The organism is Halopseudomonas salina (genome assembly GCF_014637955.1).
Lineage (GTDB): Bacteria > Pseudomonadota > Gammaproteobacteria > Pseudomonadales > Pseudomonadaceae > Halopseudomonas > Halopseudomonas salina.
Genome location: NZ_BMFF01000001.1, coordinates 602873 through 625053, shown reverse-complemented (window position 1 = coordinate 625053; position 22181 = coordinate 602873). Strand labels below are relative to the sequence as shown.

General features: G+C 57.8%; 21 protein-coding genes. 9 read left to right on the top strand and 12 right to left on the bottom strand.

The features are described 5' to 3' along the window. Window positions 1-75: 75 nt before the first annotated feature. Together IEV54_RS03080 and lnt are read right to left on the bottom strand one after the other, a co-directional pair. Window positions 76-576, bottom strand: a complete 501-nt coding sequence (locus IEV54_RS03080) for a rod shape-determining protein (protein WP_150277289.1) — start codon at window positions 574-576, stop codon at window positions 76-78. Further along, window positions 573-2204, bottom strand: coding sequence for an apolipoprotein N-acyltransferase (lnt, locus tag IEV54_RS03075; RefSeq protein WP_150277290.1), 1632 nt, complete (start codon window positions 2202-2204; stop codon window positions 573-575). The genes IEV54_RS03080 and lnt overlap by 4 nt, the downstream gene beginning before the upstream one ends. Before the next feature lie 304 nt (window positions 2205-2508). Here lnt and nadE point away from each other — a divergent pair, with 304 nt between their 5' ends. After that, window positions 2509-3336, top strand: coding sequence for an NAD(+) synthase (gene nadE / locus IEV54_RS03070; protein ID WP_150277291.1), 828 nt, complete (start codon window positions 2509-2511; stop codon window positions 3334-3336). A gap of 31 nt (window positions 3337-3367) precedes the next feature. Continuing rightward, window positions 3368-4267: a substrate-binding periplasmic protein gene (locus IEV54_RS03065; protein WP_223825419.1), complete on the top strand. Its 900-nt coding sequence runs from the start codon at window positions 3368-3370 to the stop codon at window positions 4265-4267. On the opposite strand, the gene IEV54_RS03060 is transcribed toward IEV54_RS03065, so the two are convergent. Together IEV54_RS03060 and IEV54_RS03055 are read right to left on the bottom strand one after the other, a co-directional pair. Further along, window positions 4204-4509, bottom strand: coding sequence for a ribbon-helix-helix domain-containing protein (locus IEV54_RS03060; protein WP_150277293.1), 306 nt, complete (start codon window positions 4507-4509; stop codon window positions 4204-4206). The genes IEV54_RS03065 and IEV54_RS03060 overlap by 64 nt on opposite strands. Window positions 4510-4540: 31 nt before the next feature. Then, complete coding sequence (locus IEV54_RS03055) at window positions 4541-5122, bottom strand: DJ-1/PfpI family protein (RefSeq protein ID WP_150277294.1); 582 nt, start codon at window positions 5120-5122, stop codon at window positions 4541-4543. Window positions 5123-5325: 203 nt separating this feature from the next. Here IEV54_RS03055 and IEV54_RS03050 point away from each other — a divergent pair, with 203 nt between their 5' ends. Then, window positions 5326-6678, top strand: coding sequence for an MBL fold metallo-hydrolase (locus tag IEV54_RS03050; RefSeq protein WP_150277295.1), 1353 nt, complete (start codon window positions 5326-5328; stop codon window positions 6676-6678). 17 nt (window positions 6679-6695) lie between these two features. On the opposite strand, the gene IEV54_RS03045 is transcribed toward IEV54_RS03050, so the two are convergent. Beyond that, entirely contained in the window at window positions 6696-8891 is a 2196-nt protein-coding gene (locus tag IEV54_RS03045; RefSeq protein WP_150277296.1) for an OsmC domain/YcaO domain-containing protein, read from the bottom strand. A 244-nt stretch (window positions 8892-9135) separates the two neighbouring features. Here IEV54_RS03045 and IEV54_RS03040 point away from each other — a divergent pair, with 244 nt between their 5' ends. After that, on the top strand, window positions 9136-10509 hold the full coding sequence (locus tag IEV54_RS03040) for a sensor domain-containing protein (protein WP_150277297.1): 1374 nt from the start codon (window positions 9136-9138) through the stop codon (window positions 10507-10509). A gap of 21 nt (window positions 10510-10530) precedes the next feature. Here IEV54_RS03040 and IEV54_RS03035 read toward each other — a convergent pair whose 3' ends face one another. Then, on the bottom strand, window positions 10531-11412 hold the full coding sequence (locus IEV54_RS03035) for an endo alpha-1,4 polygalactosaminidase (protein WP_150277298.1): 882 nt from the start codon (window positions 11410-11412) through the stop codon (window positions 10531-10533). A gap of 122 nt (window positions 11413-11534) precedes the next feature. Next, window positions 11535-13553: an oleate hydratase gene (locus tag IEV54_RS03030; protein ID WP_150277299.1), complete on the bottom strand. Its 2019-nt coding sequence runs from the start codon at window positions 13551-13553 to the stop codon at window positions 11535-11537. 199 nt (window positions 13554-13752) lie between these two features. On the opposite strand from IEV54_RS03030, the gene IEV54_RS03025 reads away from it, so the two are divergent. After that, entirely contained in the window at window positions 13753-14454 is a 702-nt protein-coding gene (locus IEV54_RS03025; protein WP_223825420.1) for a hypothetical protein, read from the top strand. A gap of 161 nt (window positions 14455-14615) precedes the next feature. Next, a complete protein-coding gene (locus IEV54_RS03020) occupies window positions 14616-15827 on the top strand; it encodes an NAD(P)/FAD-dependent oxidoreductase (protein WP_150277300.1) in 1212 nt (403 codons plus the stop codon). A 23-nt stretch (window positions 15828-15850) separates the two neighbouring features. Here the strand turns inward: IEV54_RS03020 and IEV54_RS03015 are convergent, their stop codons facing one another. Both IEV54_RS03015 and IEV54_RS03010 read right to left on the bottom strand, forming a co-directional pair. Then, the gene (locus IEV54_RS03015) at window positions 15851-16390 is read right to left on the bottom strand and encodes an NUDIX hydrolase (RefSeq protein WP_150277301.1); all 540 of its coding nucleotides are present in this window, start codon (window positions 16388-16390) and stop codon (window positions 15851-15853) included. An 81-nt stretch (window positions 16391-16471) separates the two neighbouring features. Beyond that, window positions 16472-17515, bottom strand: coding sequence for a nucleoside monophosphate kinase (locus IEV54_RS03010; protein ID WP_150277302.1), 1044 nt, complete (start codon window positions 17513-17515; stop codon window positions 16472-16474). A gap of 286 nt (window positions 17516-17801) precedes the next feature. On the opposite strand from IEV54_RS03010, the gene IEV54_RS03005 reads away from it, so the two are divergent. Further along, window positions 17802-18749 carry a cation:proton antiporter gene (locus IEV54_RS03005; RefSeq protein WP_150277303.1) on the top strand — a complete coding sequence of 316 codons (948 nt, stop codon included), beginning with the start codon at window positions 17802-17804 and terminating at the stop codon, window positions 18747-18749. 7 nt (window positions 18750-18756) lie between these two features. On the opposite strand, the gene IEV54_RS03000 is transcribed toward IEV54_RS03005, so the two are convergent. After that, window positions 18757-19863, bottom strand: coding sequence for a 3-deoxy-7-phosphoheptulonate synthase (locus IEV54_RS03000; protein ID WP_150277304.1), 1107 nt, complete (start codon window positions 19861-19863; stop codon window positions 18757-18759). A gap of 1 nt (window position 19864) precedes the next feature. Then, on the bottom strand, window positions 19865-20179 hold the full coding sequence (locus IEV54_RS02995; protein WP_188434304.1) for a hypothetical protein: 315 nt from the start codon (window positions 20177-20179) through the stop codon (window positions 19865-19867). A gap of 240 nt (window positions 20180-20419) precedes the next feature. Between IEV54_RS02995 and IEV54_RS02990 the strand changes: the two genes are divergently transcribed. Together IEV54_RS02990 and IEV54_RS02985 are read left to right on the top strand one after the other, a co-directional pair. Then, entirely contained in the window at window positions 20420-21127 is a 708-nt protein-coding gene (locus IEV54_RS02990; RefSeq protein WP_150277305.1) for an AzlC family ABC transporter permease, read from the top strand. Continuing rightward, a complete protein-coding gene (locus IEV54_RS02985) occupies window positions 21124-21438 on the top strand; it encodes an AzlD family protein (protein ID WP_150277306.1) in 315 nt (104 codons plus the stop codon). The genes IEV54_RS02990 and IEV54_RS02985 overlap by 4 nt, the downstream gene beginning before the upstream one ends. On the opposite strand, the gene IEV54_RS02980 is transcribed toward IEV54_RS02985, so the two are convergent. Then, window positions 21415-22119, bottom strand: a complete 705-nt coding sequence (locus IEV54_RS02980) for an aspartate/glutamate racemase family protein (RefSeq protein ID WP_150277307.1) — start codon at window positions 22117-22119, stop codon at window positions 21415-21417. The two genes, IEV54_RS02985 and IEV54_RS02980, sit on opposite strands and share 24 nt — an antisense overlap. Window positions 22120-22181: the final 62 nt, after the last annotated feature.

The window sequence follows — 22181 nt, the reverse complement described above, 5'->3', positions numbered from 1 at the left end:
GGTCGATGCCCATGCGTTGGTAATAAAGCCCGCCTCCCGGCGGGCTTTTTTGTTTTCCTGGGAAGGCTTCCCGGCTTAGCCCTGGTCTGGTGAGCGTATCTGGTCCCAGTTGAAATGGGTAAGCGATAGCGCATCACCGACATGCAGGTGCACTTCCCTCGCCCCTGCGCCCATCGCAAGTTCACGAAATACGCGGCACTCGATGTCGGTCAGCCCACCGTCGAGCTTTTCCAGCGGATGCATTATGACGACGGGGCTGGGGGTGATGAATTGTGCCTGGTGTACCTCGCGTATCGCGTGGGTAAGTACCCGCTCGGCGTTACCGAAGTTACTCACCAGCAATCGGGGATGGGAGAAGGGATTAGTGACGGTGAATCGACTATCTGCCTGCAGGGCATGGGCCTCGTCTCCGATCGCCTTGATGGTCACCTTGCGTGGATTGGTGGTATCCAATGCGATGAACGGCGGCTGATCAAACACGGCGCCGTCTTCCAGATGGTGTACACGCAAGCGGTCCGCGCAGATGCGCACATATACAGTGCCTGAGAACAACTTCTTTATCGTTTTGAGGATCATTCCTGTCTTCCTTTGACGTTTTGCGCGGCGTCAGCCTTGCGCCTGATCAGAACCATCAACACCAGCATACCCAATACGCTGTACTGCAGGTATTGCAGCACCAGTGGGTTACGACTGTAAAAACTGCCGCCATGTTTCTCTGAGAATGGCATGGAGGCCACGATTTCCGATTTTGCAAAAGCCTGCGTACGTGCGGTGATACGCCCATTGGGTGCGGCAACCACGGAGGGTCCGTTATTGATCAGGTGGACGATCGGTACGCGGTTTTCGACGCCCCGCACCACGGACATGGCGGCATGCTGAAACGGCTGGGCTGTCTCACCAAACCAGTTGTCCTGGGAGACGAACAGCAATACCTTGCCCGCTGCGTCCGTGCCTACCGCCTCGGCGATAAAGCGAGGGAATGCCGCTTCGTAGCAGATCTTCGGCTGAATACGCATGCCGTTGATTTCAAATTCTTCGTGTACCGTGCCTGGCTGCAATGGGCGCACGAACTCTCCAAAAAAGCGCCGCGTCACCCAACCAATGCCCGGCAGCCTGAAGAAGTCCGGCAAATACTCACCCAGGGGCATCCTCAGCATCTTGCGATACACGCCTGCCTGCGCGCCTTGGGCATCCAGGTGCACCAGAGAGTTGTAATCGGCGTAGTCATCATCGGCCCAGGCGCGCTCGGCATCATGCAGTACCAGAGGTATGCCCAGCCTGGTGAGTACTTCGGCGTAGCCCAGACGCACGGAGGGCTTATCAAAATACCCCTTGTATCGTGCCTCCGGCCAGACCACCCACTCTGCCCCGGCGGCTGCCAGGCGTTGGGTGGCGGCGAGCTCTGGCGGGTATTCGCGGGTAAATCCCCTGGGCGGCTCTGGCACATCGAGAGTAACTGCGTCGTTGGGCTGCACGAGTCCGATCTTGCGGGTTTCCCAAGCGAGGATGCGTTGGTCCCACACATACAGGGTAATAAAGCCGTAGGCGAACCAGGCTACCAATACGCTGGTCGCCAACAGGACTCCCGTGCGCTGTGTGCGGCCATGGCCGGTCAATAGCGTGAACACCAGGACTCCCACGAGCATCATGAGCATATCCATACTCTGAATGCCCAACAGCGAAACGCCCTGCAGGCCCGGTAAAAACTGGGCCTGGGCCTCGGCGTAATAGGTGCCGAACAGCAGCGGGTAGATTTCCATGAGTACGACCATGCAAACCGGAAAGCTCAGCAGCTCCCAACGGGGTAAATGGCGAGCCACCCAGCGAAACAGCAAACAGGACAGACCGATCGACAGACCGGCGTAACACCAGAAGACCATGCCCAGCAAAACGGCAACAGCCCAGCTGAAGCCGCGCAAATTGATAACGAAATCGACAATCCAGTACGTGGCTATGGCGTAATAAACTGTGCCTGCGAGCCATCCGAGCCACAATGCCGAGCGCAGGCGAACGTCCCGCAGTGCAAACAGGAGCGGTACGGCGCCGAGCCAGGCGGTCCAGTAAAGCCCCTGGTCAAACCAGGGGGCACCCAACAAAACCCCGGCTACCATCGCCATTAGGGCGCGAGCGCTCATACCCAGGGACAGAGATGCGCGATCTGCTGCCGCCGCGAAGGCTACAGTGGCGGGTTCATGCCGTGACATGCAGAATCTCCAGGGGGGACTGGGCAAGAAGGTCGGAATTAGGTTGTGACAGCGCAAAGTAGTGATTCAGCAGAGTGAGGACGCACTCCTTTTGGCGCTGAGCAAGGCTCCCATACCGACCTGCGCTTTCCAACGACAATATGTTCAGGCTGTGATGTAATCCGCCAAAACTGCACCGCAGAGAGGTTCCGGTTTTGACACCCTAAGCAACGAGTTCACTCTTGGTGTACACCTCAACCTCGTTTATGGTGTTGGTTGATCAGAATTTTCAAGCTTCCCGGTATCAGATACCAAGGAGACAATCATGAGCACTGCAGCAAGTCGTAGCGCTGAAATTCGCGGCGCATTGCAGGTAAATCCTGACCTCAAGGGGTCCGTCGCTCTCCAGCAGGAGATTGAGCGACGTGTTGATTTCATCAAGAACACCTTGCGCGGCGCTGGTGTGCGATCACTGGTGCTCGGGATCAGCGGCGGTGTCGACTCAACCACCTGCGGCAGGCTTTGCCAGTTGGCTGTCGAGTCGCTGCGTGCCGATGGCTATGACGCCACTTTCTATGCCATGCGCTTGCCATACGGCGTACAGGCTGATGAACACGACGCCCAGTCTGCGCTGGACTTTATCAAGCCCGATCAGCTGCGTAAGGTCGATATCAAAGGCGCTGTGGATGCAATGATGGCGTGCTTTACCGACGAGCCGACCGAGTCTGCCAAGCATGATTTTGTGAAAGGTAACGTCAAGGCCCGCTCGCGCATGATCGCGCAGTACACTTTGGCCAACTTCACCAATGGTCTGGTGGTGGGTACCGACCATGCAGCCGAGGCGGTAATGGGCTTTTTCACCAAGTTTGGCGACGGCGCCTGTGACCTGGCACCGCTGACCGGGCTGACCAAGGGTCAGGTGCGCAACATGGCGGCAGAACTGGGTGCGCCGGCACAACTGGTCGGAAAAGTGCCCACCGCCGACCTGGAGGAGCTGCAGCCTGGGAGGCCGGATGAGGAGGCCCACGGGGTGCCCTACGAACAGATAGATGCGTTTTTGCTTGGCGAGCCGGTTGATGAAGCGGCGGCGAAGATAATCGTCAGGTATTACGATGCCACCGAGCACAAGCGTCAGGTACCCCCAGGCCCGTGAAAACACAATCAGATCTGCACGGATGACGATCTTGACGACGACCGCAGCGATTCGCTCAGCACGCCCCCGCCACCACGTGGTAATCGCCCTGCTGCTGGCCTGCTGGACCGGGCTGGCCTCCGCCCAGTGTGAAAAGACCCTGCGCTGGGATGATGATCCGCCGTTCAGCATGCAGATGCCCGACGGAGAAATTACCGGCATCTATGTCGAGATCAACCGCATCGCCCTGGAACGCCTGGGCTGCAGCGTCACGATGCGCAAGTTGCCGTGGGCCAGAGCGCTCAGGGAGTTGGAGCTGGGCCGGCTGGATGTTCTGCCGGGGACTTTTCCTCGTCCGGAGCGTGAAGAATATGCGTATTTTTCCGGTCCCGTGATACCTGTGTCGCACAACATTCTTTTTATGCACGAGCGAGCGCTGGCGAAGTGGCCAGTAACACGGCTCACAGATCTTATGAATACCGATTTTCGACTTGGGGCTCAGATCCGGGTGTATTACGGGTCGGACTTCCAGCAAGTCATGGACGACCCCCACTTCGCTGCACGAGTAACCGTTCTGGCCAAACGTGAGAATCTGTGGCGCATGCTGGAAAGAGGTCGAATCGACGGGGTGATTGCCGACGAGCGCACCGGGGCCTACGAAGTTCAGAATCTGGGGCTGAGTGGGCGCATCAAGGCTACTAACGTGATCGTCTCCGATGATGCCGCAGAGGTGGCTTTCAGCAAAAGATCAAACGACTTGGCCTTTGTTCAGGCCTACGCGGATGTATTACAACAACTGGTTACCGATGGCAGCTATGGCCGCGTCGTACAGCGCTATATATCGGCAGAACAATCAGGCGAGCTGAAGTGTCAGCTCACCCGGCAGACCTACCCGACTGATGATCGGACAACTGACAACGGCACCGGTCTTGCCTCGCGCTGCGTCAGATAGCGGGTGCAACTGACACGCAGGAACGAGGCGAAGTTCACCACTTCGCCGCGCAGCTCCATTATCTCGTCGTACAGCTTGGTAATCAGCTGGTTGGTGGTCATGCCATCAACCTCGGCAATCTCCTGCAAAATCTGCCAGAACTGGTTTTCCAGTCGCAGGGTGGTGACTACGCCGCGGATGCGCAGTGAGCGGGAGCGTGATTCATACAGAATCGGATCAGCTTTGACGTAGAGCTCACACATGGGGCCACCACCTGTTGATTAATTATCCCGATTACAGCGTTATCTGAGCGCCCAGCAGTTTGACAAACGCTGCCAGCCAGGCTGGGTGCGAGGGCCATGCCGGGGCTGTGACCAGATTGCCCTGAGTGTGAGCTTGATCCACCGGAATATCCATATAGGTACCGCCGGCCATTTTCACATCAGGACCACAGGCTGGGTAGGCGCTGCATTCACGGCCTTTGAGAATACCCGCTGCGGCGAGGATTTGCGCGCCATGGCAAACGGCGGCGATTGGCTTCTGCGCCTTGTCGAACTGCTGAACAATCTCGATAACCCGGTCATTCAGGCGCAGGTATTCCGGGGCACGTCCGCCGGGTACTACGAGGCCGACATAGTCCTCGACCTTCACCTGGTCGAAATCGTAGTTCAACGCGAAGTTGTGGCCCGGCTTCTCGGTGTAGGTCTGATCGCCCTCGAAATCATGAATCGCGGTACGCACCGTATCCCCTGACTTTTTATCCGGGCAGACGGTATGCACTTCATATCCAAGCATGGTAAGGGCCTGAAACGGCACCATGGTTTCGTAATCTTCGGTGTAATCACCGGCCAGCAGCAATAATTTCTTGGCGGACATGTTTCGCTCTCCTCTATTGGTGAGACCAGCATGCACTTCTATGCCGGCCTGCGGGTAACAGGTGGCTACTACATTGGGAAACGCTGTTCACAGTAAAGCTCAGTTGGCATCCGTGCTCCAGTGGATGCCTTTGCAGAGAAAGCAGAAACGATTCAAGAAACACCGAGTCACAGAGGGATAGATCCCCAAAAGAAGGCTATTCCGTGATTATTGAAACCATCAAAACCGAAGGCCTGTCGCAGCTGTCGTATCTGGTCGGCAGCAACGGCGCGGCGGTGGTAATCGACCCCCAGCGTGACTGCGACACCTATATCCAGCGTGCCCGAGCCCGCGGCATGCAGATTACCCATATTTTCGAGACCCACCGTAACGAAGACTTCATATCGGGTGCACCAGTACTGGCCGAGCTGACCGGCGCAAAGGTATGGCACGGCCCGAATCCTGCCGCACCGGTGCGCTATGCCGAGACGACCCGTGAGGGTGATAGCTTCGACATAGGCGCGGCACGGATCTGTGTACTGGAAACACCCGGCCATACCGACGACCACCTGGCCTTTGCACTCTTCGACTCCGAGTTTGATCAGGGAGCGGTAGGCGTATTCACTGGCGATGCTCTGTTTGTGGGTGATGTAGGCCGGACTGATTTCTACCCCGACCGTGCGCGTGAGGTATCCGGGCTGCTGTTCGACAGCCTGCGCAAATTGGAGAAACTGGGTGACCAGACCATCATATATCCAGCGCATGGGGCCGGATCGGTCTGCGGCGCGGGCATGGCCGATCGCGAGTTTTCTACCATAGGCCATGAGCGCACGAATAATCCATCGATGAAAATCACCGATCGTGACGAGTTCATCGCCACTAAAGTGGCCGAAAACCACTACCTACCGCCCTACTTCAGCACCATGGAGCGCTTGAATGTGGAGGGTGGGAGCGCCATGCCACACATTGCAATGCCGGTACCCTTGGACCTTGCCGGGCTGAAAAAGGCAGGTGCGGATTACGTTATCGATACGCGCAGTGTTGCCGCGTTTGCCGGGGCACACTGGCCGGGCGCCCTGTGCATTCCTGCTGGCATGATCACTGCCTTTGCCGGCTGGTTTCTGCAGGAAACCGACCGCATCGCACTGGTATCGGAATCGATGGATGAAGCTTGCGTGGCGGCTACCCATCTGCGCCGCACCGGCTTTGACCATATTGTCGGGGCCTTTACCAATATGGTTGGATCAGTTGCCAACGGACAGGATTTTGCATCGATGTCTTTGGTAGATGTCGCCTGCGTCAAGGCACGCATGACCGAGCAATCAGGCGACTGGACACTGCTGGATGTGCGGGCTGCCGACGAGGTAGACGCCTACCCAATCGAAGCTGCGCGACACATCTACGTTGGGCACCTGAATAAACATTGGCGCGATCTCGATCCCACCCGCGCCTACACGGTGATGTGCGCCAGCGGCGCCCGTGCCAGTGTGGCGGCGGGCTGGCTGAAGACGCAGGGTTTTGACAGGGTAGATGTGTTCCTTGGGTCAGTAGGCGCCTGGAAAGCGGACGCCGATTGATCCGGCAACATCACTACCTACTCAACGACGGATGCCCGCGCTTGGTGTAATTTCTTGTAGCTCTCCACCAGGCGCTGGTGTCGCTCGAGTCCTTCCAGCTTCATGCTGGTGGGCTCAAGGCCATAGAAGCGTACGCTACCGTACATAGAGCCAAGCACCGCCTCCATTCGCTCATTGCCGAACATGCGGCGGAAGTTTATTTCGTAATCGCCCAGGTCCAGTTCGTCGTCCAGCTCCACTTCCAGCACCACGTTCAGTGCTTGGTAGAACAGGCCCCGCTCGACGGTGTTGTCGTTGAACTGCAGGAAGGCTTCGACCAGCTCTTTGGCCTCTTCAAATTGCTCAAGGGCCAGGTGAATCAGCAGTTTCAGCTCGAGAATGGTCAACTGGCCCCAGGCGGTGTTGTCGTCAAACTCGATGCCGATCAGAGTTTTGATGTCGGTGTAGTCATCCAGCTCGCTTTCATCCAGACGCTCGATCAGCGCCTGCAGGCTGTCGTCGTCCAGGCTGTGCAGGTTGAGAATGTCGGAGCGGAACAGCAGCGCCTTGTTGGTGTTGTCCCAGATCAGGTCATCGACCGGATACACCTCGGAATAGCCGGGCACCAGGATGCGGCAGGCGTTGGCGCCGAGAGTGTCGTACACGGCCATGTAGACCTCCTTGCCCAGCTCTTCGAGGATGCCGAACAGGGTGGCGGCCTCTTCTGCGTTGGCTTGCTCGCCCTCGGCAGTAAAATCCCATTCGACAAACTCGAAGTCTGCCTTGGCGCTGAAGAAGCGCCAGGAGACCACGCCGCTGGAATCGATAAAGTGTTCAACGAAGTTGTTCGGCTCGGTAACCGCCTGGCTTTCAAAGGTCGGCTGGGGCAGGTCGTTCAGGCCCTCAAAGCTGCGACCCTGGAGCAATTCGGTAAGGCTGCGCTCCAGCGCGACTTCAAAGCTGGGATGGGCACCAAAGGAGGCGAACACACCACCGGTGCGCGGGTTCATCAGGGTCACGCACATGACCGGGAACTGGCCGCCCAGGGACGCATCCTTGACCAGCACCGGAAAGCCCTGCTCTTCCAGGCCTTGAATGCCGGCTAGGATGCCGGGGTATTTCGCCAGCACCTCCTGCGGCACATCCGGCAGAGCCATCTCGCCTTCGAGGATTTCGCGTTTGACCGCGCGCTCGAAGATTTCCGACAGGCATTGCACCTGGGCCTCTGCCAGGGTGTTGCCGGCGCTCATGCCGTTGCTGAGAAACAGGTTCTCGATCAGGTTGGAGGGGAAATACACCACCTCCCCGTCTGATTGGCGCACATAGGGCAGCGAGCAGATGCCTCGCTCGGTGTTGCCGGAATTGGTGTCGATCAGATGTGAGCCACGCAGCTCGCCGTCAGGGTTGTAGATCTCCAGACAGTGGTCGTCGAGTATCTCGGCGGGCAGTGCATCCTTGCGACCGGGCTTGAACCAGCGCTCGTTGGGGTAATGCACGAAGGGCGCATTGGCAATCTCTTCACCCCAGAACTGGTCGTTGTAGAAGAAGTTGCAGTTCAGCCGTTCGATAAACTCGCCCAGCGCCGAGGCCAACGCGGCCTCCTTGGTCGCGCCCTTGCCGTTGGTAAAGCACATGGGCGACTGGGCGTCACGGATATGCAGCGACCAGACGTTGGGGACGATATTGCGCCACGAGGCAATTTCGATCTTCATGCCCAGATCGGCCAGAATTCCGGACATGTTGGCGATGGTCTGCTCCAGCGGCAGGTCCTTGCCTAACACTCGGGTGCCCTCGCCTTCGGCGGTCAGGGGCATCAGCAGCGCCTGGGCGTCGGCGTCCAGGTTCTCGACTTCCTCTATCACGAACTCGGGGCCGGTCTGCACGACCTTCTTCACTGTGCAGCGGTCGATGGAGCGCAGGATGCCCTGGCGGTCCTTGGGCGAAATATCGGCGGGCAGCTCGACCTGGATCTTGAAGATCTGGTTGTAGCGATTTTCCGGATCGACGATGTTGTTCTGCGACAGGCGGATGTTGTCGGTGGGAATGTTGCGGGTGTCGCAGTACAGCTTTACAAAATAGGCGGCACACAGGGCCGATGAGGCCAGAAAGTAATCAAAAGGCCCTGGCGCTGAGCCGTCACCTTTATAACGGATGGGTTGATCGGCCACCACCGTGAAGTCATCGAACTTGGCTTCAAGTCGAAGGTTGTCGAGAAAGTTGACCTTGATTTCCATGGGGGGCACCAGAATGACGAGCGAAACGAATTGGCCGCCATTATCCTGCTTTTGCCTGGGAAGTCATGTGTTGCCGGTCGGGAGCTCAGGTTACATCTGTAATAGTCGAGCTCCATATTGACCAGCTGCGTTAGCTGCAGCCCCCCTGGTCAAGGCAAAGCCCGGCCCTCCCGCGGGCTGCGAACGCTCAAAAAAGCGCCTTTGCGCTAGCGAACCGTCCAAGAGTCCCAGTATAGTAATGGCCATGACGACAACCCCTCCCCTACCTCACGACAAGCTGCTCGACCTTCTACTCGATGTTGTCTGCGTGGTAGATATCGAGGGTCGGTTTCTTTCAGTCAGCGCAGCCAGCGAACAGGTGTTCGGCTACCGGCCCGAGGAGATGATCGGCCGCACGGCTTTCGAGCTGATGCACCCCGAGGACCGCGATCATTCGCTGAAGATGGTCGAGCAGATCAATTCGGGTAGCCCCTCCCAGGACCATGAAAATCGTTACGTCCACAAAGATGGGCGCATCGTGCACGTGATGTGGTCCGCGCGCTGGCTTGATGCCGAGCAGGTAAGGGTTGGCGTTGCACGGGACATAACCGGCCGCAAACGCGCCGAAGCAGTCCAGGCAGCGCTGTATGCGATATCAGAAGTTGCTCACGCGGCGGGGGATCTGCGCATGCTCTATGCGCGAGTGCATCAGGTCATCGGGAAATTGCTACCCGCCGACAATTTCTTTGTGGCGCTGTACGATGCCCCCAGCAATCAACTCAGTTTCCCATACTACGTTGACCAGTTCGATCCACCGCCGCCATCCCAGCCACTGGATTCGGGAACTCTGAGCGCTGAGGTTATCCGCTCAGGCAAGGCCCTGTTGCTCACACCCGAAACGGCCGAGCAACTGCTGGCAAAGATAGGCACGGTGGCGGGCAAGCATTCCCTGGACTGGCTGGGCGTGCCTCTGATAGCCGGAACCGAGATCATCGGAGCCCTGGTACTGCAGAGTTATTCGGGTGACGTGCGTTACAACGATCAGGACCTGGAACTGCTTCAGTTCGTTTCCAGCCAGGTGGCGACCGCAATTGAGCGCAAGCGCACACACTCCCGCCTGGAGTTTCTTGCCCAATACGACCAACTGACCGAACTGCCCAACCGGGCGCTATTCCTGGATCGCTTGCAGGCGTCCCTGACAAGGGCGCAGCGCGGCACTTTGCGTCTTGCCGTGCTTTATCTGGATATGGATAACTTCAAGCTGATCAACGACACCTATGGCCATTCCACAGGCGATCTCTTGCTGAAGGAGGTTGCTGGGCGCCTCAGAAAATGTGTCCGTGATTCAGACACGATCGGCCGTCTTGGCGGTGACGAATTTGCCATCTTGCTGGACAACATCGCCAAGCCAGGAGATGCAGCTATGGTCGCCGACAAGATAATCGCGGCCCTGAGCAACCCCTATCAACTGGAGGGCCAGACCTTGATCAGCAGCCCGAGCCTGGGTATTGCCATTTATCCAGAGCACGGCCAGAGCGAACAGCAACTGGTGCGGCTCGCCGACGAGGCCATGTATGTAGCCAAGCGCAGCGGCGGCAATTGCTACAGGACAGCCGCAAATTCAACCGCGACCCGGTAAATCCGCGATTTATAGTGATTATCAGGTTGAGCTTGGGCAAGCGATTCGAAAGCTGTCATTCAGAGCGACCGGCAAAACCAGCGTGCTGAACCTGAACTCCTCAGCGGCGGCGCACAGGGCTCCGATCGATGGATCATCCCGGGACAAATCGTTATCTTCTGCCGGGTATTCCGCATTCAACACAGGCTTGCCAGCTTGGATAAATGCCAGCAGTTTGTGGCACTCGTTGTACTGGAAGCACTGCTCGTTGATTGAAAAATCAAAGTAATCAACCAGGGCTTCAATCTGTTCAAGGCCGTTCTTCAAGCCAACCCCAAGCCCACGGCGACGCGCCTCGTTGGCTATAAAGCGGTTATAGGCCAGTTGATCCTCGGCGGTTAAAGCAAAGCCGGTGCCCTCCAGATAACCCTGCACGTTATCGGGCTCTACGGCATCACAGCCCTTGTGCGCTGCCAGGTCCAGTCGTTCAGTCATGATCCGGCGCACGTTGTTTGAGCGGATATCCAGCCAACGCTCGGCAGGCCAGCCCCGCACGCCATCACCCAGGTCGCTATTGTTGAACTGATAGCGGTCTGCACGGTAATTCTCGTAAGTACCTGCGGAAAAATAGCAGATGACCTTGCGGCCTTCCGCCTGCAGGGAGTCGATAGTTGATTCGGGCGTGTTGAACAGGTCGATATTGTAGATATCGGCATCGTAGTCAGTATTCAACGGATGCTCATCGCTGACATACAGCTGCCACTGCCAGGTCACGCCCAAGGGCGGTCTGTACCAGTCAGCTTCCTTGACCGCGGCCATCTCGGTAGCCTCTGGTATCACCGCTTCCGGTGCGGGGCCGTTGGTCCCATAACAGCCGAAACTTGCCAGGGCCAAACCCGCTACAAACCACTTGAGCTTTTGCATTCGCCATCCTCTGCAGGTGGACAAATACAGTAGCACGCGTAGTACTTACCGCCGCAAGTCCGCCGCAGTTCCTGACGAGGGAATGGGTCAGCCGCCTGGGTGCTAGAGCATCAGCTATGGAGTCAGTTGCGACCCCGCAGCTTGTTGACCAGATCCTGAACCCGGCCTTTGACTTCGTCGACTGTCTGGCTTTCCTTGAGCGTAGTTCGAAGGCTCTGAAGCTGACTTTCGAACAACCCGGGCTTGTGCAGATCGCTGGCATCCTCGTTCCGGCCCAGTGGGAGAACGTGTTCGAAATAAGTGCCACTGAGAATACGCCGCAGAATACCCTCCCCCACAAATGCCTCGTCACTGTTCAGCGTGCGAGTAGCGCGTAACAGGCGACGCAAATCGTATTGCCCGGGGTAGATGTCGGGGACCTGCTTCTTGATACCAAGAAGACTGTAAACACCGATACGGGCCGTCCTTACCGAGCTTTCCAGGGTGAAAACCACGTCGTTATGGGTTTCCACAAACTGCCCCATGCATGCCAAATTGGTGCAGCCTGCGGGTATCACCTGTGGGCGGTCGCCCCTGGCCCTTGGCATGAATTGAGACGTAATGAAGGGCATCAGTGCGATACGTGATCTGGTTGCGGCAACTATAGCCTCAAGCTGGTCAATCAGGCCAAGGTGATAACACATCTCGGCCAGCACTTCCTTGCCGGTGCACTCGGGCATTGGCTTTTTCACATAATCGCCGGGCTTGTCCATCAACAGGGCATAGGTCCAGAGCACTATTACGTCGTCAGGCTGATCGGGAAAGTGCGGTTGGCGATTACAGGTAAAACTCATCAGCCAGGCGGAGTCGGTAAAGGTAATAATCCCGCCCGAAGCCGTGAAACCCGAATAGGGGTCGTTGACCGACAGCTCCTTGAGCTTGTCCATCAATGGCGAGGGCCTGCAAGTGAGCGTTACCGACTCCCATGTTGAGCGTGGAATGTCGCCACAAAACTTTTCCGGCCTGCCGAATATGTCCGATTGTGCTGCAAGATTCTTCCAGAGTTGCCAGCCGGATCCGGTACCGGCACGGCTTCTGTCATTCAGCTGTGGGGCAGTGTCGTCATCCGCGTAGACGGTGTCTTCGGTCATCGAGCCGGTGGTGACCAAAACCAGATCACTGGGCGCGACATTAACTATCTTGTTGCCATCACTGCTACGGCACTGAATGCTGTTGACGGTTCTGATGCCATTCTGGGTAACCATTCCCAGGTTTTCGACAATGGTATCGTACTCGATATTCACGCCCTGGTCCTTGAGCCAACTCATAAGCGGCCGGACAAAGCTGTCGTACTGGTTGTACTTCGGGAAGACCAGTGACGTCATGTCGTTAAGGCCATCCATCAGGTGCAGGAAACGGTGCATGTACAGCTTCATTTCCAGTGCCGAATGCCAGTTCTGGAAGGCGAACATGGTGCGCCACAGGGTGTAGAAGTTGGTTTCCAGAAAGCCTGCGCTAAACCATTGCTCGACGGTGACATCATCGAGATCCTCCTTGCGTGCCAGCAACAGCTTGATGATCTCCAGCTGCTGGCGTTTGCTGAGGTTCATGGTCGAGAAATCCTTGATTTTTCCCTGTTTCTCCATCAGGCGCGCTTTTGACCAGTTCTTGTCGGCATCATTGACGATGCGGTACTCGTCCAGCACGGTAAATGGCGCTGGCAGCTCCAGGGCTGGTATCTCGGAGAAAACGTCCCAGAAGTTCTGGTAGGTCATCTCCATTTCACGGCCGCCGCGCACGATGTAGCCGTCCGTTGGATTGCCGGCGCCATCCAGCGAGCCACCTTCTATGCCCTGCTCCTCGAGAAAGGTGATATTGGCGGCGGGCATGTGACCGTCACGAATCAGGAAGAAGGCAGCAGACAGGCCTGCGATACCGCCACCGACGATCCAGGCGCGACGCTCCGCAACACCCGGTGTCGGAAGGGGCCGGTGATTGGTGTAGCTTCCGTGCAGGTCAGCCGGTGGCAACGGCGTGTCGGTACCATTGTGCAATCGTTTTGCCGAGGCATCTGGCGCGGTATCAATGCTCTGTTTTTCGAGGGCATCAATGTGGGCTTTCAGCTTTGAATCAGACGCTTTTTCGGGGGCGGGGCTGTTCATTCAAACATTTCCTTGTCTGGTTGGTGAATTGATCTAGCAGATAGACCCAGATTGTTCAGCAGCGGTTCAATGAATTCGGGAGGCAAACTGAGCCGCGGCCAAATACACCAACATCAGCAGTCTGGATGTTGCTGCACCTGTGTGCTGCGAAGAGAATCAAGCGGGTAAGATGAGGCATTACACGTACACCGGAGAGAACATGACCAGCACAACACTGCATATTGCCCGGCGTTTCTGCGGGCCGCCGAACAGCGGCAACGGGGGCTACGTTTCCGGCCTTGTCGCCAGGCACATGGAGCAGCCTTGCCAGGTGACCCTGCACGCGCCGCCGCCCCTGGATACCGATCTGCAACTGCACCAGCATGAGGACGGACTACAGTTGAAGCACGGCGAGCAACTGCTGGCCAGTGCTCGTCCATACACCTTTGATATGGAAATCCCGGCTGCGCCATCCTTGCAGGAGGCCGAAGAAGCTCAGCAACGCTTTGTCGGCGTGCGCCATGACTTGCCAGGCTGCTTTGTATGCGGTACCAACCGTGACGCCGGGGACGGCCTGCGCATCTTCGCCGGCGAAGTATGCGAGCATCAGGAGCGGGTCGCTGCACTCTGGCAGCCCGCGGCGGATCTGGCTGACGCCGATGGCAATGTTGCCAGCGAGTATCTCTGGGCCGCCCTGGATTGCCCGGGCTTCTTCGCGGTCAAACCGGTCTCCGACATGGCCTTGCTGGGGCGCTACAGCGCCCGGCTAGAGCAGTCCGTACAAGCCGGGGAAACCCTGATCGTATCGGCCTGGGCAATCAGCCACGATGGCCGCAAACATAATGCCGGCAGCGCCCTGTTTCGCAGTGACGGCCAGCGTGTAGCCTGCGCTGAAGCAACGTGGATCAGCCTCAAACGTTGAGCAACTCATCGCCGGCTGCCCGCCAGCCGGTTTCTATTTCTGCCAGCCGGCAACCGCTCGGAACCAACCGGAACTTTCAACCGCTCCATCCTCTCCTATCCCGTGTACTGCACTGTTTTGCGCCAAGCACTCCCCCGCCTGCTGCCATCAAAGGACACGATATGGATCTGAAAAGTGGTTATCCCTTCTGGGCTGTCAAAAATGGCCTTATGTGTGAATTTCCCCAGCTCAAGGCTGATACCAGCTGCGATGTAGTAGTAGTGGGCGCGGGAATTACAGGATCACTGATCGCGGATGAGCTGGGTAAGAATGGCCTGGATGTAGTGGTGGTCGAGCAACGGGATGTTGCCTGGGGCAGCTCTGCGGCCAGCACCGCACTGCTGCAGTACGAGATCGATACCCACATGGTCGAGCTGGCTAAGATGTACGGTGAATTCCATGCACTGCAAGCCTATCAGGCGTGCGCAGACGCCATCATTGATCTGCGCGCTCTTGCCGAAGAGTTGGGCGATGTGGATTTTGCCATGCAGGAGAGTCTGTACTACGCCAGCAAACGCGGTCACAAATCGGTTCTACGTGAAGAATATGAGCTGCGCGTCAAACACGGTTTCGATGCGCAGTGGCTGGATGCCAAGGAGCTGAAGGAGCGCTTTGGTATCAAGGCACCCTGCGCCATCCTGACCAAACTGGCTGCGCGTGTAGACCCCTACCGCATGGCATCCAAGCTCTTGCTGCGGCTGGCGGAACGCGGTGGCAGAGTCTTTGATCGCACGGTAATCGACACCATCGACCCTTCCGAGAATGGCGTGACCCTGCGCACGCCCGCCGGCCTGCAGATTCAGGCTCAGCATGTGGTGATTGCAGCGGGTTATGCGTCCCAGAACTGGTTGAAAAAGTCGGTGGCCAAAAACCGCAGTAGCTACGCCTTTATTACCGACCCCATCGATGAATCGGACCTGGGTCTGTTGGCCTCGACCATGGCATGGGAGTCTGCCAGGCCCTATCTGTATATGCGTACCACAGGCGATGGCAGGCTTCTGGTTGGTGGCGACGATGACGATATGGACATTCCGGCGCGGCGCGACGCTCGGGTGCAGAGCAAGGCCAAGGGCCTGTGCAAGAAAGTGCAAAAGCTGTTGCCTGACCTTGAGATACAACCGGCCTTCAGTTGGGGCGGTACCTTCGCCGAAACCGAAGACGGACTGCCCTTTTTCGGCGCACACCCTCAGTACGGCCCGCGGGTACAATTTGCGATGGCTTACGGCGGCAATGGAATCAGTTACAGCATGATTGGGGCGGGCTTGTTGAGAGCCCATATTGAAGGTCGCTCACATCCCCTCACAGAGCTATTCGGCTTTGCGCGTACGGGTTAACTGTTGGGCGGGAGTAGCGCTAATCAGGCGACCGGATCGAACTGCTCAACCAGCTCGCGGGCAATCTTCTCCAGCATGAAGGTTTCCCGCTGGATCGACTGACCCATGGATTTCTCCTGGCGGGTCATTACCTGGCGGTTGTGGCTCACAGCCTCATTGACAGAAATCCACATGGGCCGCATGCCGTTGGCAATCTCATAGCTCTCCATCCGCGAGTCCACCAGATCCGCCGCGACGTCACACACAAAGAAATGTGAGGTCATGTGCATCAGATCGTAATCAGGCTTCCAGTGCGGGCGGTATTCCTCGATAAATCCGAAATGCTCCTTGACCTGCACGTCACGGGCGCCGGTTTCTTCTTCCAGTTCGCGAACCAGCGCTACGGCTATATCCTCGCCCTCGTCTATACCGCCGCCAGGCAAGCTGAAATCGTTATAGCGCTCGGTAAACAGCAGCAGAATCCGGTCTTCACGCAACACGATGCCACGCGCAGCATGCCGCCTGAGAATACGGCCCTCACGGCTGGTGAGCTCGGGGTGGATCAGTTCGTGGAGAAGCTTCATACGTACATCCGGTAGTCGGGGTTCGGAAAACCCGCGATTCTACCGGTGCAGGAGATAAATTTCACTGTTCAGCGCAAGTGATCAGGCATCCCGGGGGTAAGGCCGCAGCCCCAGCAACATCTCGGACTTGTCGGTAAGCGGCTCGTCCATCAGTTGCTGCTCGGTGTAAGCGGCGAGTTCGCCACGCAAAAGGGCATAGACCGCCTCGCGATCCTGGCTGGTGTCGAGTTCCACGCATTTGCCCTTCGACCTGAACAGCTCGACGGTTGGCAGGGTTTCTTCCTTGAAGGTATCGAACCGCAGCTTCATTGCCTCGACGTTGTCATCGGCGCGGCCCGAGTATTTGGCACGGCCCAGAATGCGCTGTTCAAGTACCGGGAACGGGCATTCGAAATACAGCATGACGGGCAGCTCGGCTTCGCGACCAAAGACCTCGTACCAGGCTTCCAGATTGGAGAGCGAGCGGGGAAAGCCATCGATCAGGAAATTGACCTTGCCGGTGGTGCGGGTGGTGCGCTCCATGGCGTCCTTGAGCAGACGCACAACAATCTCGTTGGGCACCAGTTTACCGGCGGCGATGTATTCCTTGATGATCTCGGTTGTTGGCCCCCCGGCTTGCTGCTCTGCACGCAGCAAATCGCCGGTGGACAGGTGGGTCCAGCCAAGCTGAATTTCCGCCAACTCGCACATGGTGCCCTTGCCTGCACCGGGGCCGCCAAGCACAAAGACCACATTGGGCTTCGGGCAAGGCTCACGCGGATCACAGTGATGAATCACGACCTTGGGCGCGGGCGCTACGCCCATCTTGTAGACATTCCACTCCCGGTCGGTTGGGGGTAACTCGTCTTCACAGGTGATCTCGTAAGCCAAATGGCCATCCAGACGGCTGATGCGCCAGGACTTGTAGCTGTTGGAGTAGGAAATCGCCGGACTTCTCGCTGCCTTGCCGTCGGCCCGGTCCCAGGCCATCTTGCCATTCCAGTAGCCCTGGCTGGAAACAACACCGGACTCGGATGTGGTGGGTGGCGCCTCGGACGGTACGTAGAGACCATCGACCTCCGGCAGGCCAGATCCGGATACTTCAATAAACAGGGTGTTGGGGACATCTTTGGATGTTTCGGTCATGTGTACTCTCATGTTCGGTTGACGACATATGAGGGAGCGTTTGCCTGCAAAAGCGACCTCGACGGGTTGGCGCCGATCACGGCGCGGCAAAGCGCGCCGGTTGCAACAGTCGGCAGCGGGGCCGAGATGGGGCGTTGGAGCCAGAAAGGAAGCAAGATTGTACCCTGAATTCCCCGGCTTTGCCCTCCCTTGGCATGGTTACTAGGCTAAGACCTAAAAGAGAAAGAGGAACTGATCGTGGAAGACAATTCCGCAGCTGAAATCGTTGTCATAGGCGCACTGGTAACTGCCACGAGCGTCGATCATCGGTATCGCCAACCTGACGTTGGCGGCCGTACTCGGCTATGTGACCGCCCGCTATGCGCTTGGGCTCGAGCTGATCGCCTCTCTGGCTGTCGGCGTGGCAATGACCGCAACCAGTGTAGGGGTATCCCTTGCTTCCTGGGAGGAGCAAGGTCTGGTGGATACCCACAACGGCCGGCTGCTTCTTGATGTGGCTGAATTGGATGATATTGCCGGCGTGGTGCTGATGGGGTTATTGCTGGCGATCATCCCGACGCTGCAACAGGCCAACGGCCAGGTGTGGAGTATCCTGGGGAGCACAGCATGGAATTACGCCATCAAGTTCACGCTGTTCGCCGCAGGCTGCCTGCTGTTCAGCCAATATATGGAGAAGCCAATTACCCACTGGAGTCGACGCCTGGAAACCGACTCCGGCGTTATGCAAACCATGCTTGGCCTTGCCGTGCTGATCGCAGCCATTTCCGGCTGGCTGGGTTTCTCGATGGCGGTGGGCGCGCTGTTTGCTGGCCTGGTATTCAGCCGCGATCCCGAAGCGGTCAATCGCGAAGCCAATTATGAAGACATCTACGCACTTCTGGCGCCCTTCTTCTTTATCGGTATTGGCCGCGAGATAGAACTGCAGGCATTGGCAGACAGCTGGACCTGGGGGCTGATCCTGGCTGCAGTGGCCATTGGCACCAAACTGGTCGGCGTAGGCCTCTCGGCCTGGCCTTTGATCGGGCGCAGTAGCGCCATGCTGCTGGCCGTAAGCATGGTGCCCCGCGCTGAAATCACCATGGTGGTGGCCCAGCAGGGCAAGCAGTTGGAGGTGCTGAGCGAGCAGCTCTACGCAGCATTAGTGGTGGTGACCGCGATCACCAGCCTGTTAGCACCTCTGGTGTTACGGCCGATGCTGCGTCGCGAGGCAGATCGCCCAAAAGCCTTTGACTGATGAGCATTCAGATCTGCGCCGCTTCAGCGGCATCGAGCAGCGCACTCTCGGTGCCAGCCCAGCCAATACAGGCGTCAGTGACTGATACTCCGTATTTCAGATCAGCTCCCATCGGCTGATTACCATCAAACAGATGACTTTCGAGCATGACGCCCCGCAGGCTTCTGTCCCCGGCCTTGCGCTGATCAATAACCGACTGCAACACCGCCGGCTGAAGCATCGGGTTCTTGTTGCTGTTCGCATGGCTGCAATCGACGATTATTCGCGGTGCCAGCCCCTGTTTTTCCAACGTTTGCCTGGCTGCTGCAACTGCCGAGGGCTGGTAGTTTGGCCCACCATGTCCGCCACGCAACACCAGGTGGGTATCAGCATTGCCCTGTGTGTGGATCAGGGCAGGCTGGCCGTGATTGTCCATACCGAAGTGCTGGTGCGGATGCGCTGCAGAGCGCATGGCGTCACAGGCAATACCCAGGCTGCCATCAGTGCCGTTCTTGAAGCCAACCGGCAGCGCCAGCCCACTGACCATTTCCCGATGAACCTGCGACTCACTGGTGCGCGCACCAATGGCTGCCCAACCCAGCAGATCATCCAGGTAGCCTGCCGCCATCGGCTGCAGCAGTTCGGTCGCTACCGGCAGTCCCAACTCTGCAATGGAGAGCATAAGACGGCGTGAGAGGGCCAGACCCTCGGCCATATCGCTGCTGTTATCCAGGTGCGGATCGTACATCAGCCCCTTCCAGCCAATGGTCGTGCGCGGCTTCTCCACGTAGGTGCGCATCACCAGCAGCAGGTGATCGCCGACTCTATGGGCTAGTTCAGCGAGCCGCTGCGCGTATTCGACGGCTGAATCCGGATCATGCAGGGAACAGGGGCCGACAATGACCAATAGGCGATCATCAATACCGTTGAGCACGGCGCGGATAGCCTCACGTTGCTGGTTGATCTGGTGGGCCAAGGCCGGGTGGCAAGGCAAACGTTCCCGCAACTGTGCTGGCGTAGGCAGAGGGACAGTGCGGCGCAGAGCTGGAGTGCGGGCGGGGTCGACCAGAGTATTGTCAATCAGCGTCAGGTCGCTGGGGGTGCTGGTGTGAAGCGTAGCGAGATTGGCGTTCATGCTAGGTTCCTTGCGTGGCGTTGTTTCGCCACGATTTTTCAATGTCTGTTTGGCGTTCGGTCTGGATGTCGGATTGCAGCGCGCAAGGCGCCGCTAAATCGCCAGTTACGATAGGAATAAGCGTTACAGCTGCAATAAATCGACATGATGTGAGCCTCGTTGGCAGTAGATGAATATCAATAATCAACCAATAAAAAACCCCGGGCGGGAAGCCGACCGGGGTTATGAAACTGCTGGTGGCGACCCTTGAACCGGGCGCCTGTGGGGTATCAGGCGCGCATGCGGCTAAACCAATACCCAAAATAGAAATATCCAACTACAGCTACAGATGTCACGCGCGAAAACTCGCTACCGATGCTCGGGGCACGGCAGGCAGTAACACGATGTACAGGCAGCATTGACATGGAAATCTCCGTTGAATTGGCTCGACTCTAGCCGATTGAGAAAAAGGCATCAAGCACGAAAAACCCACATACAGCCCTGCTGCCTGCCAAAGCAGGTTCATCGAGCGCGCGATACAGTAGAATGCTGTGCACAAGGAACCCAGGGGAGATGTATGGCAAGCGCCGATAGGCAGCTGCATCAGCTAGACAGGCAATTGATATGGGATGGCTTTAAACAGCTGGCTCCAATCTCCATATTTGTGGTCGCCTTCGGTGCCGCTTTTGGCCTGGCGGCGACCCAGGCCGGCCTCAGTGATCCGATGATCATGGCGATGAGCACGCTGGTCTTCGCCGGTGCCTCGCAGTTCGCAGCCCTTGATCTGTGGGGCCCCCAGGTACCCTTGTTCACGCTACTGATCACGGTGTTTGCAATTAATGCGCGGCACCTGCTAATGGGGGCAACGCTCTACCCCTGGCTTAGCCAACTGCCGCCAGCAAAGCGCTATGGCGTGATGTTGATCGCTTCCGATGCCAACTGGGCGATGTCGATGCAGGCCTTCACCCGCGGGCAACCGGGACTGGGCCTGTTATTCGGCGGAGGTTTGGCACTCTGGAGCTTCTGGATATTCGGCACCTGGCTCGGAGCGTCTTTTGGCAATCTTGTCAGCGACCCCAAGAGCTTTGGTCTGGACATGGTCATGGGCTGCTTTTTGCTTGCTATGGTAGTTGGCGGCGAGAAGAACCTGCGGATGCTGGTTATCTGGTCCGTCGCCGCCGGCTGCTCGCTGCTGGCCTACTGGTACCTGCCCGAGAACAGTCATGTTGTGGTCGGCGCGTTGGCCGGTGGCCTGGTGGGCACCTTCTGGGTGAGGCAAGCATGAGTGTCGAAACGGGCGGAATGGGCGCCTTGCTGGTCATTCTGGCAATGGCATTGGTGACCCTGGCCACGCGCTGGGGCGGCGTGTACGTCATGTCATTCGTGCCTATCGGCTACCGGGTAAAGCAATTTATTCACGCGGTGTCCGGCTCCGTACTGGTCGCACTCCTGGCTCCGTTGGCGGTGGAAGGCGATAACGCTGCCCGGCTGGCGCTGCTGACCACCGCAATCATGATGCTGCTGGTAAAAAAGCCGCTCCCCGCCATTGCAGCGGGCATTCTGGCCGCAGCCTTATTCCGGCAATTTGCCGCCTAGGGCAAAGCTGACAGCCTGCCGGGCATGAATCGCGGTGGTATCGAACAGTGGAACGGCTGTGTCCGCAGCCTGAATAAGCAGGCCTATCTCTGTGCAGCCCAGAATGACGCCCTGGGCGCCGCGGTCCGCCAAGGAGCCCACTACTTCAAGATAGGTCTTTTTCGAATCATCCCTGATCTGGCCCAGGCACAACTCGTTATAAATCACCGAATGCACCCGTTCCCGCTGGGGCTCGTCCGGTACCAGTACCTGAATACCCTGATTTTCAAGGCGCTCGCGATAGAAAGCCTGCTCCATGGTGAATCGCGTACCGAGCAAGCCGACCGACGTGATCCCTTCATGCCTGAGCACGGCGGCAGTGGCATCCGCTATATGCACAAGGGGGATATTTACGGCCTGTTCGATTTGCGCAGCGACCTTGTGCATAGTGTTGGTACACAGCACCAGAAAGTCTGCACCTGCCCCCTCCAGCGCCCTGGCCGCCTCGCCCAGCATCTTTGCTGTGGCGTCCCAGTCACCCTGGTGTTGCAGTGTTTCAATCTCGGCAAAGTCAACGCTGTAAAGCACCAATCGGGCCGAATGCAGCCCACCCAACTGGTCCCTGACACCCTGGTTAATCAGCCGATAATACGTCTGGCTGGACTCCCAGCTCATGCCCCCGATCAGACCTATGGTTTTCATTGGCAACCTCCCTGTTGTTTGAGATGCCCCCCAGTTTAGCGAGCGGGCCTGAGCTCGCAAGG

Bases quoted from the DNA above. Each gene is read 5' to 3' on its own strand.
- IEV54_RS03080 (WP_150277289.1), bottom strand. From the start codon at position 576: ATGATCCTCAAAACGATAAAGAAGTTGTTCTCAGGCACTGTATATGTG.
- lnt (WP_150277290.1), bottom strand. From the start codon at position 2,204: ATGTCACGGCATGAACCCGCCACTGTAGCCTTCGCGGCGGCAGCAGAT.
- nadE (WP_150277291.1), top strand. From the start codon at position 2,509: ATGAGCACTGCAGCAAGTCGTAGCGCTGAAATTCGCGGCGCATTGCAG.
- IEV54_RS03060 (WP_150277293.1), bottom strand. From the start codon at position 4,509: ATGTGTGAGCTCTACGTCAAAGCTGATCCGATTCTGTATGAATCACGC.
- IEV54_RS03055 (WP_150277294.1), bottom strand. From the start codon at position 5,122: ATGTCCGCCAAGAAATTATTGCTGCTGGCCGGTGATTACACCGAAGAT.
- IEV54_RS03045 (WP_150277296.1), bottom strand. From the start codon at position 8,891: ATGGAAATCAAGGTCAACTTTCTCGACAACCTTCGACTTGAAGCCAAG.
- IEV54_RS03040 (WP_150277297.1), top strand. From the start codon at position 9,136: ATGACGACAACCCCTCCCCTACCTCACGACAAGCTGCTCGACCTTCTA.
- IEV54_RS03035 (WP_150277298.1), bottom strand. From the start codon at position 11,412: ATGCAAAAGCTCAAGTGGTTTGTAGCGGGTTTGGCCCTGGCAAGTTTC.
- IEV54_RS03030 (WP_150277299.1), bottom strand. From the start codon at position 13,553: ATGAACAGCCCCGCCCCCGAAAAAGCGTCTGATTCAAAGCTGAAAGCC.
- IEV54_RS03025 (WP_223825420.1), top strand. From the start codon at position 13,753: ATGACCAGCACAACACTGCATATTGCCCGGCGTTTCTGCGGGCCGCCG.
- IEV54_RS03020 (WP_150277300.1), top strand. From the start codon at position 14,616: ATGGATCTGAAAAGTGGTTATCCCTTCTGGGCTGTCAAAAATGGCCTT.
- IEV54_RS03015 (WP_150277301.1), bottom strand. From the start codon at position 16,390: ATGAAGCTTCTCCACGAACTGATCCACCCCGAGCTCACCAGCCGTGAG.
- IEV54_RS03010 (WP_150277302.1), bottom strand. From the start codon at position 17,515: ATGACCGAAACATCCAAAGATGTCCCCAACACCCTGTTTATTGAAGTA.
- IEV54_RS03000 (WP_150277304.1), bottom strand. From the start codon at position 19,863: ATGAACGCCAATCTCGCTACGCTTCACACCAGCACCCCCAGCGACCTG.
- IEV54_RS02990 (WP_150277305.1), top strand. From the start codon at position 20,420: ATGGCAAGCGCCGATAGGCAGCTGCATCAGCTAGACAGGCAATTGATA.
- IEV54_RS02985 (WP_150277306.1), top strand. From the start codon at position 21,124: ATGAGTGTCGAAACGGGCGGAATGGGCGCCTTGCTGGTCATTCTGGCA.
- IEV54_RS02980 (WP_150277307.1), bottom strand. From the start codon at position 22,119: ATGAAAACCATAGGTCTGATCGGGGGCATGAGCTGGGAGTCCAGCCAG.